The organism is Phenylobacterium sp. (genome assembly GCF_036723115.1).
In the GTDB taxonomy this organism is placed as follows: Bacteria; Pseudomonadota; Alphaproteobacteria; order Caulobacterales; family Caulobacteraceae; genus Phenylobacterium.
Genome location: NZ_DAIMHV010000127.1, coordinates 1 through 7,627 on the forward strand (window position 1 = coordinate 1; position 7,627 = coordinate 7,627).

Sequence of the window (7,627 nt, forward strand, 5' to 3'; positions counted from 1 at the left end):
CCCGCGCCTCGACCCGCCGCCCCCCCGAAAAAGGATAACAGCCTGGACCTGGACGCCCTGGCCGACAGCCTGAAGGGCTCCCGCGCCTCGGCGCCCAAGGGTCCGTCACGACCGGAGACGGCGCGCGACGCCCGCGCCACCACCGGATCGGCGGCCTCGGCGGCGGCCATGTCGGGCCTCGCCGACGAACTGCAGCGGCGCTGGAATCCCAATTGCGATGTGGAGGCCGCCCGCGCCGTGCGTGTGCGTGTCACCTTCCGCCTGGGCAGCGACGGCCGCGTGGTGGGCGATGTGCGGGCCGGCGGCCAGGAATCCTCATCCGATCCGGTGGTGCGGGCCGCCGCCGAGCGGGCCATTCGCGCCGTCTATGCCTCGGCGCCGTTCACGACATTGCCTCGCGAGTTTTACGGTGACCAGATCGCCGTGACCTTCAACGCCGCCCAGGCGTGCGCCGACAATTAAGGAGCCAGACCCCATGCGACTGAGACCTCTGATCGTCGCCCTGCTGGGCGCCTTGTTCTGGATGGGCGCCCTTGTCGCGCCGGCCTCGGCCCAGATCGAGGTGGACGTCAACCGCGGCGACATCCAGCCCCTGCCCGTGGCCGTGCCCGGCTTCACCGGCGAGCGGGGCGGAGAGATCGCCCAGGTGATCACCGGCAATCTGGAGCGCTCGGGCCTCTTCCGGCCGCTGGACCCGGCCGCCTTCATCCAGCGCGACCTGGACGTCCGCTATCAGCCGCGCTTCGCCGAATGGAAGACCATCAACGCCCAGGCCCTGGTGAACGGCGAGGTCACGGTGGACGCCGGCGGCCGCCTGACCGTCAATTTCCGGCTGTGGGACGTGTTTTCCGAGACCCAGCTGCTGGGGATGCAATTCACCTCCACGCCGGAAAACTGGCGCAGGGTGGCCCATAAGATCTCCGACGCCGTCTATGAGCGGCTGACCGGCGAAAAGGGCTATTTCGACACCCGGGTGGTCTTTGTGGCCGAGAGCGGCGGCCGGGTGGACCGGATCAAGCGCCTGGCCATCATGGATCAGGACGGCGCCAATCCGAGCTATCTCACCGACGGCTCCTACATCGTCATGACGCCCCGCTTCTCCTCCACCAGCCAGGAGATCACCTACATGGCCCTGCGGCCGGAGGGGTCGTCCATCTATCTGTTCAATCTGGAGACGGGCCGCCGCGAGACCCTGGGCAACTATCCCGGCATGGTGTTCGCGCCGCGCTTTTCGCCGGACGGCGGCAAGGTGGCCTTTTCGGTGGAACGCGGCGGCAATACCGACATCCACGTCATGGACCTGCGCAGCCGCTCGGCCAGCCGCCTGACCAGCGATCCGTCCATCGACACCTCACCGTCCTTCTCGCCGGACGGCGGCCAGATCACCTTCAATTCCGACCGGGGCGGCAGCCCCCAGATCTACGTGATGAACGCCGACGGCTCTGGCCAGCGGCGGGTGTCCTGGGGTCAGGGGCGCTACATGACGCCGGTCTGGAGTCCCACGGGGGAATTCATCGCCTTCACCAAGCAGGCGGGCGGACGGTTCCATATCGGAATCATGCGTCCGGACGGCTCCGGCGAACGGCTCCTGACCTCCAGCTATCTGGACGAGGGACCGACTTGGGCGCCCAACGGCAGAGTTTTGATGTTCTCCCGTGAAACACCCGGCGGCCCGCCGCGTTTGTGGACCGTCGACGTAACGGGGCGGGTGGTTCGACCTGCGCCCTACCCGCAGTCTGGGTCTGACCCGGCCTGGTCCCCGTTACTTAACTGACAAGTGATCGGGTCGGAGGTTGAAAATCCTCAGTGGCGTAAAGTAAGCATCTCTTATAGCCAAGCTAGAGATTGTGTTTCTGGGCGCCTGGTGCGCCGCGTGTCAAAACTAGGAAAAAGGACTACTGCGCGATGACCACTCGCACCATGACCAAGCAGGCCGCGAAGTTTGCCCTCATTGCACTGGCCGCCGCTTCGGTGACTGCCTGCGCCTCGCGGCCCAAGCCCGAGCCGACCGTGCCGAGCCAGCCCGGCCCGCCGCCGGCCACCCAGCCCGGCACGCCGCCGCCGCCCATGACCCAGGGCCCGGTCCCCGGGACCGTGCAAGATTTCGTGATCAATGTGGGCGATCGGGTCTATTTCGACTTCGACTCCTACGCCGTTCGCGCCGACGCCCGCCCGGTCCTGGACGCCCAGGCCGCCTGGCTGAACCGTTATCCGTCGGTGATGATCCGCATCGAAGGCAATGCCGACGAACGCGGCACCCGCGAATACAACCTGGCTCTGGGCGCCCGCCGCGCCAACTCCGTGCGCGACGTCCTGGTCTCGCGCGGCGTCTCGGCCAACCGCATCACCACCGTCTCCTACGGCAAGGAACGCCCGATCGATCCGGGCACCACCGAGGAAGCCTATCAGCGCAACCGGAACGCCCACACGGCGATCACCTCCGGCGCCAACTAAGTCTGATCCTCTACGGGAACGGACGAGAGGGGACCTTCGGGTCCCCTCTTTGCGTTGCGCGCCGCCCCGCGGACGCTTGCCCCACCCGCGGCCCAGCCCCATGGTTGAGCCCGCCCCAATTTCGCCGCCTGGCCCCATAGATGATCCGCCGCATGAGCCTTCACCGATCCGCCCTGGCCTTCGTCCTGGTCTGCAGCCTCGCCGTCCCCTTCGCGGCGACCGCCCAGATACCGCTTGATCCCCTCGACGCCCGTGACGCCCGGCGTCTGGACCGGATGGAGCAGGTGCTGCGCGAACTGCGCTCCATCGTCTTCCAGGGACGCGACACCGGCCGCCCCGTGATCGTCCAGCCCGCGGAGACCGATTTCCGTCTGGAGGAGTTGAACCGCCGGGTGGCGGACCTGGAACAGGTGCTGACCCGCCTGAACAGCGAGATCGAGCGCACCAATTTCGAGCTGCGCCAGACCCGCGAGGCCAATAGCGCGCTGGAGGCGCAGCTCTCGACCTTGCGCGACCGGGCCGGCAATCTGGAGGCCTTCACCGGCGCCCCGCCGCTCGGCCAGAGTTCCACTCCGCTCACCGGAGGACCGGGCTCGGGCGTGCTGGGCGTCCTGCCGGCGCCCCGGCCGGCCACGGGCGGCGGTTCGCCTGCGGAGGATTTCGATCGCGCGCGCGGCCTGATGCTCAGCGGCGACTACGATTCCGCCGAAGCGGCCTTCGAGGCCTTCACCAGCCGCCACGCCAACGCCCCGCAGGCGGCCGAGGCCAATTACTGGCTGGGCAAGACCCTGGTGGTGCGTGGCGCCGACGCCGAGGCCGCCAGCGCCTTCATCACCGCCATCCGCGGCTGGCCCCAGACAGCCTGGGCGCCGGACGGGGTGCTGGAGCTGTCGCGCTCGCTCATCGCGCTGGGCCGCAACGCTGAGGCCTGTCAGGCCCTGGGCGAGTTGAACCGCCGCTATCCCAACGCCGCGCCCTCGATCCGCTCGCGGGCGACGGCGGCGCGGACCGAGGCGCGGTGCGGCTAGACCCCGCAGGCCCGGCCCCGGGCTTTCCGGAACTGGACGAGCGTCTTCTGCCCCGGGCGGGCTGGCCGGTGGCGGTGGCCTATTCCGGCGGCGGCGACAGCCACGCCCTGTTGCTGGGCGCCTGCGACTGGGCCAGGCGCCGGGGCCGCCGCCTCATCGTCCTGCACGTGGACCACCAGCTGCAGGCGGCGTCTGGCGACTGGGCGCAGGCCTGCGCCGAAACCGCGCGACGTCTGCACCTGGACTTCCTGGCCCTGAAATGGACGGGGCCAAAGCCGACGACGGGCCTCGCCGCCGCCGCCCGTCTGGCCCGACATCGCCTGCTCGCCGTCGCGGCCCGCGCCGCGGGCGCCCGCGTTCTGCTCTTGGGGCACACGGCCGATGATGTGGCCGAGGCCCAGCTGATGCGCGCCCGGGGCGGGTCGGTTCCCGATCCCCGCCCCTGGGCCCCCAGCCCGGTCTGGCCGGAGGGCTGCGGCCTGCACCTTTTGCGCCCCCTGCTGGGCTGGGGTCGGCGCGACCTGCGCACCTGGCTGGCCGGGCGAGGCGAAAGCTGGATCGACGACCCGGCCAATGAGGACCTCACCCGCCCCCGAAGTCGCGCGCGGGCGGCCCTGGCGATGGGAGCCACGGCTCCGGGCTCAGAGCCGTCGTCCGCACTCCGCGCCGGCGAACTCGCCGATCTGGCCCGCGCGGCGCGCCATGAGCTTGGCCAGATTGTCTGGGACCGGACCATGTTCGAAGCCGCGTCTCCGGCGGCCCGCGCCGCAGCCCTGGCGGCGGCCTGTCTCTGCGCGGCCGGCACGTCGCGTCCCCCAAGGGGCGAGGCCCTGGCGGGGCTGTGCGATCAGATCATGTCCGGCAAGGTCTTCACGGCGACCCTGGCCGGCGCGCGCCTCGAGGCGAGCAGGGCGGACCTGCGCCTGTGCCGCGAACCTGGCGAGGCGCGACGCGGGGGGATGGCCCGCCTGCGCCTGGAGGCCGGCGAGTCAGGGGTCTGGGACGGTCGCTGGCGCCTCAAGGCGCCGGAGGATCGCGCCCTGGAAGTCACCGCCCTGTTCGGCCAGGCCGGGGCGCTTGCTCCGGACGCCCGGCGGGCCCTTGGCGAATGGCCGCCGGCCGTGCGATGGGGTCTGCCGGTCGTCCGTCAGGGCGAGAGCGTGGTCTGCCCCCCCCTGGAGCCGGCGGCCGGCGTCACCGCCCAGCCCCTGGCGGAGGTCAGGTTCGCGGCCGCCTGCGGCCTGCTGACCCACGAGGCCGACCTGGCCGGCTGGGAGGCGCAAGGGCCCGTGACGAAACTTGAGGAGACCGGATGCTGCGCGTGATCATCGGGGTGGTGGCGGGCCTGCTGACGGGCCTGGTGGTCATCGCCACCATCGAATCCATCGGCCACATGCTGTTTCCGCCGCAGGGCGTGAACCTGACCGATCCCGCAGCCCTGCGCACCGCGCTGGACCTGATCCCCCGCGAGGCCAAGGTCTTCATCGTCCTGGGCTGGTTCTTAGGCGTTCTGGCCGGGGTCGCCGTGGCGTGTCTGATCGCCGGGCGCCGGGCGCTCGCCGGGCGGGTCACTGCGGGCGTCTTCGCCCTCTTCCTGGCCTGGACGCTCGCCACCTTGGACTACCCCCTGTGGATGAGCGCCTCGGCGGTGGCGGCCGCCGCCGGCGGCGCCCTGCTGGCGCTCGCCGCCTTCGGGCGCCCCCGGCGAGCCTGACCCGTCAGAGGGATTTCAGAATGCCCTCGACCATCTTCTTGGCGTCTCCGAACAGCATCATGGTGTTGTCGCGGAAGAAGAGTTCGTTCTCCACCCCGGCATAGCCCGAGCTCATGCCGCGCTTCACGAAGAGGACGGTGCGCGCCTTTTCCACGTCCAGGATCGGCATGCCGTAGATGGGCGACTGGGGATCGGTCTTGGCCGAGGGATTGGTCACGTCATTGGCCCCGATGACGAAGGCCACGTCGGCGGTGGAGAATTCGGAGTTGATGTCCTCCAGCTCGAAGACCTCGTCATAGGGCACCTGGGCCTCGGCCAGCAGGACGTTCATATGTCCCGGCATACGGCCGGCCACCGGGTGGATGGCGTACTTCACGTCCACGCCCTCTTCCTTCAGGACGTCGGCCATTTCGCGCAGGGCGTGCTGGGCCTGGCTCACCGCCATGCCGTAGCCCGGTACGATGATGACCTTGGAGGCGTTCTTCATGATGAAGGCCGCGTCGTCGGCCGAGCCCTGCTTGACGGGCCGGGTCTCCACCCTGCCTCCGGCGGCGGCGGCGGCGGAATCGTCGGCGCCGAAGCCCCCCAGGATCACCGAGATGAAGGACCGGTTCATCCCCTTGCACATGATGTAGGAGAGGATGGCGCCGGACGAGCCCACCAGGGCGCCCGTGATGATCAGGGTGGTGTTCTCCAGGGTGAAGCCCAGGGCCGCAGCCGCCCACCCCGAATAGGAATTCAGCATCGAGACGACGACGGGCATGTCGGCGCCGCCGATGGGGATGATCAGGGTGACGCCGATGAGCAGGGCCAGGGCGAAGATCCCCCAGAAGGCCCAGATGGCGCCGCCGCCGCTCAGGACCAGAACCACCACCAGGGCCACGATGGCGCCGGCGATGGCGATGTTCAGCAGGTGGCGGGCCGGCAGCAGGATCGGGGCGCCCGACATGTTGCCGTTGAGCTTGGCGAAGGCGATCACCGAGCCGGTGAAGGTCACCGCCCCGATGGCCAGGCCCAGGCTGAGTTCGATCAGCGAGATGGTGTGGATCGCGCCGGTGACGCCGATGCCATAGGCCTCGGGCGTATAGATGGCGGCCACCGCCACCAGGCAGGCGGCCAGGCCCACCAGGCTGTGGAAGGCGGCCACCAGCTGGGGCATGGAGGTCATGGCCACCTTGCGGGCGATGACCGCGCCGACGCCGCCGCCCACGGCGACACCGCCGGCGATCAGGGCCAGGGTCAGGCCGTCCAGGGCGCCCTGGCTGAACAGGGTGGCCATCACCGTGCCCACGGCGATGGCCATGCCGATCATGCCGTTGCGATTGCCCGCCCGGCTGGTTTCCGGGCTGGAGAGGCCGCGCAGGGCCAGGATGAAGAGGACCCCGGAGACGAGGTAGAGGATGGCCGCGAGATTGGCGTTCATGGTCTTTGCCCCCGAGCCCGCTCTACTTCTGCTTTTTCTTGTACATGGCGAGCATGCGCTGGGTGACCAGGAAGCCGCCGAAGATATTGACCGCCGCCAGGGCCGCGGCGACCGCGCCGGCCCCTTTGGAGATCATCACGCTGGAGGTCAGCTCCCCGCCCGCCCCGTGGGCCGCGGCCGCCAGCAGGGCGCCCACGATGATCACCGAGGAAATGGCGTTGGTCACCGCCATCAGCGGCGTGTGCAGGGCCGGCGTCACGCTCCAGACCACGTAATAGCCCACGAAGACGGCGAGCACGAAGATCGCCAGGCGGAAGACGGTGGGATCGACAGCTTCCATGGATCGTCCTCTCTCTTGATCAGCGGGGCTCAGCCGGCCAGGGCGGGATGAACCACCGCCCCGCCTTGGGTGATGAGGGCGGCCTTGAGGATCTCGTCCTCATAGTCCGGGGCGAAGGCGCCGTCCTTGTCCAGCAACAGGCTGGTGAAGGCGAACAGGTTTCGGGCGTAGAGGGCCGAGGCGTCGGCGGCGATCCGACCGGGCAGGTTGGCGTAACCGACGATCTTCACGCCGCCCGCCAACTCCACCACCTCGCCGGCCCGGGAGCCTTCCACATTGCCGCCCTGCTCGACCGCCAGGTCGACGATCACCGAGCCCGGCCGCATGGAGGCCGCCTGGGCGGCGCTCACCAGACGCGGCGCGGCGCGGCCTGGAATGAGCGCCGTGGTGATGACGATGTCCTGCTTCTTGATGTGCTCGCTGACCAGCTCGGCCTGCTTGGCCTGGTACTCGGCGCTCATTTCCTTGGCGTAGCCGGCGGCGGTCTCGGCGGCCTTGAATTCCTCGTCCTCCACGGCGATGAACTTGGCGCCCAGGCTCTGGACCTGTTCCTTGGCGGCCGGGCGCACGTCGGTGGCGGTGACCACCGCGCCCAGGCGACGGGCCGTGGCGATGGCCTGAAGGCCGGCCACGCCCGCCCCCATGACGAACACCTTGGCCGCGGCCAC

The 7,627-nt window shown here is 69.9% G+C and carries 7 protein-coding genes and 2 pseudogenes; 6 read left to right on the forward strand and 3 right to left on the reverse strand.

Annotated elements, in window-relative coordinates; genetic code table 11:
• The 6 genes and pseudogenes from V7D28_RS12015 to V7D28_RS12040 form a co-directional block, all read left to right on the forward strand.
• A pseudogene (locus tag V7D28_RS12015) lies at positions 1–462 on the forward strand (energy transducer TonB); the annotation flags it as partial.
• Positions 463–475: 13 nt separating this feature from the next.
• On the forward strand, positions 476–1,774 hold the full coding sequence (gene tolB / locus V7D28_RS12020) for a Tol-Pal system beta propeller repeat protein TolB (RefSeq protein ID WP_333587620.1): 1,299 nt from the start codon (positions 476–478) through the stop codon (positions 1,772–1,774).
• A 131-nt stretch (positions 1,775–1,905) separates the two neighbouring features.
• A complete protein-coding gene (pal, locus tag V7D28_RS12025; RefSeq protein WP_333587621.1) occupies positions 1,906–2,454 on the forward strand; it encodes a peptidoglycan-associated lipoprotein Pal in 549 nt (182 codons plus the stop codon).
• Positions 2,455–2,606: 152 nt separating this feature from the next.
• Complete coding sequence (gene ybgF, locus V7D28_RS12030; protein WP_333587622.1) at positions 2,607–3,482, forward strand: tol-pal system protein YbgF; 876 nt, start codon at positions 2,607–2,609, stop codon at positions 3,480–3,482.
• Complete coding sequence (tilS, locus tag V7D28_RS12035) at positions 3,473–4,807, forward strand: tRNA lysidine(34) synthetase TilS (protein ID WP_333587623.1); 1,335 nt, start codon at positions 3,473–3,475, stop codon at positions 4,805–4,807. The genes ybgF and tilS overlap by 10 nt, the downstream gene beginning before the upstream one ends.
• Positions 4,795–5,196, forward strand: a complete 402-nt coding sequence (locus tag V7D28_RS12040; RefSeq protein ID WP_333587624.1) for a hypothetical protein — start codon at positions 4,795–4,797, stop codon at positions 5,194–5,196. Before tilS ends, V7D28_RS12040 begins: the two co-directional genes overlap by 13 nt.
• Positions 5,197–5,200: 4 nt before the next feature.
• Here V7D28_RS12040 and V7D28_RS12045 read toward each other — a convergent pair whose 3' ends face one another.
• From V7D28_RS12045 to V7D28_RS12055, 3 genes and pseudogenes are all read right to left on the reverse strand, one after another.
• Positions 5,201–6,619: an NAD(P)(+) transhydrogenase (Re/Si-specific) subunit beta gene (locus V7D28_RS12045; RefSeq protein WP_333587625.1), complete on the reverse strand. Its 1,419-nt coding sequence runs from the start codon at positions 6,617–6,619 to the stop codon at positions 5,201–5,203.
• 22 nt (positions 6,620–6,641) lie between these two features.
• Positions 6,642–6,959 carry a proton-translocating transhydrogenase family protein gene (locus V7D28_RS12050; RefSeq protein WP_333587626.1) on the reverse strand — a complete coding sequence of 106 codons (318 nt, stop codon included), beginning with the start codon at positions 6,957–6,959 and terminating at the stop codon, positions 6,642–6,644.
• A gap of 29 nt (positions 6,960–6,988) precedes the next feature.
• Positions 6,989–7,627 (reverse strand): annotated as a pseudogene (locus V7D28_RS12055) (NAD(P)(+) transhydrogenase (Re/Si-specific) subunit alpha); the annotation flags it as partial.

Coding starts and splice junctions, on each gene's coding strand:
- tolB (WP_333587620.1), top strand. CDS start 476: ATGCGACTGAGACCTCTGATCGTCGCCCTGCTGGGCGCCTTGTTCTGG.
- pal (WP_333587621.1), top strand. CDS start 1,906: ATGACCACTCGCACCATGACCAAGCAGGCCGCGAAGTTTGCCCTCATT.
- ybgF (WP_333587622.1), top strand. CDS start 2,607: ATGAGCCTTCACCGATCCGCCCTGGCCTTCGTCCTGGTCTGCAGCCTC.
- V7D28_RS12040 (WP_333587624.1), top strand. CDS start 4,795: ATGCTGCGCGTGATCATCGGGGTGGTGGCGGGCCTGCTGACGGGCCTG.
- V7D28_RS12045 (WP_333587625.1), bottom strand. CDS start 6,619: ATGAACGCCAATCTCGCGGCCATCCTCTACCTCGTCTCCGGGGTCCTC.
- V7D28_RS12050 (WP_333587626.1), bottom strand. CDS start 6,959: ATGGAAGCTGTCGATCCCACCGTCTTCCGCCTGGCGATCTTCGTGCTC.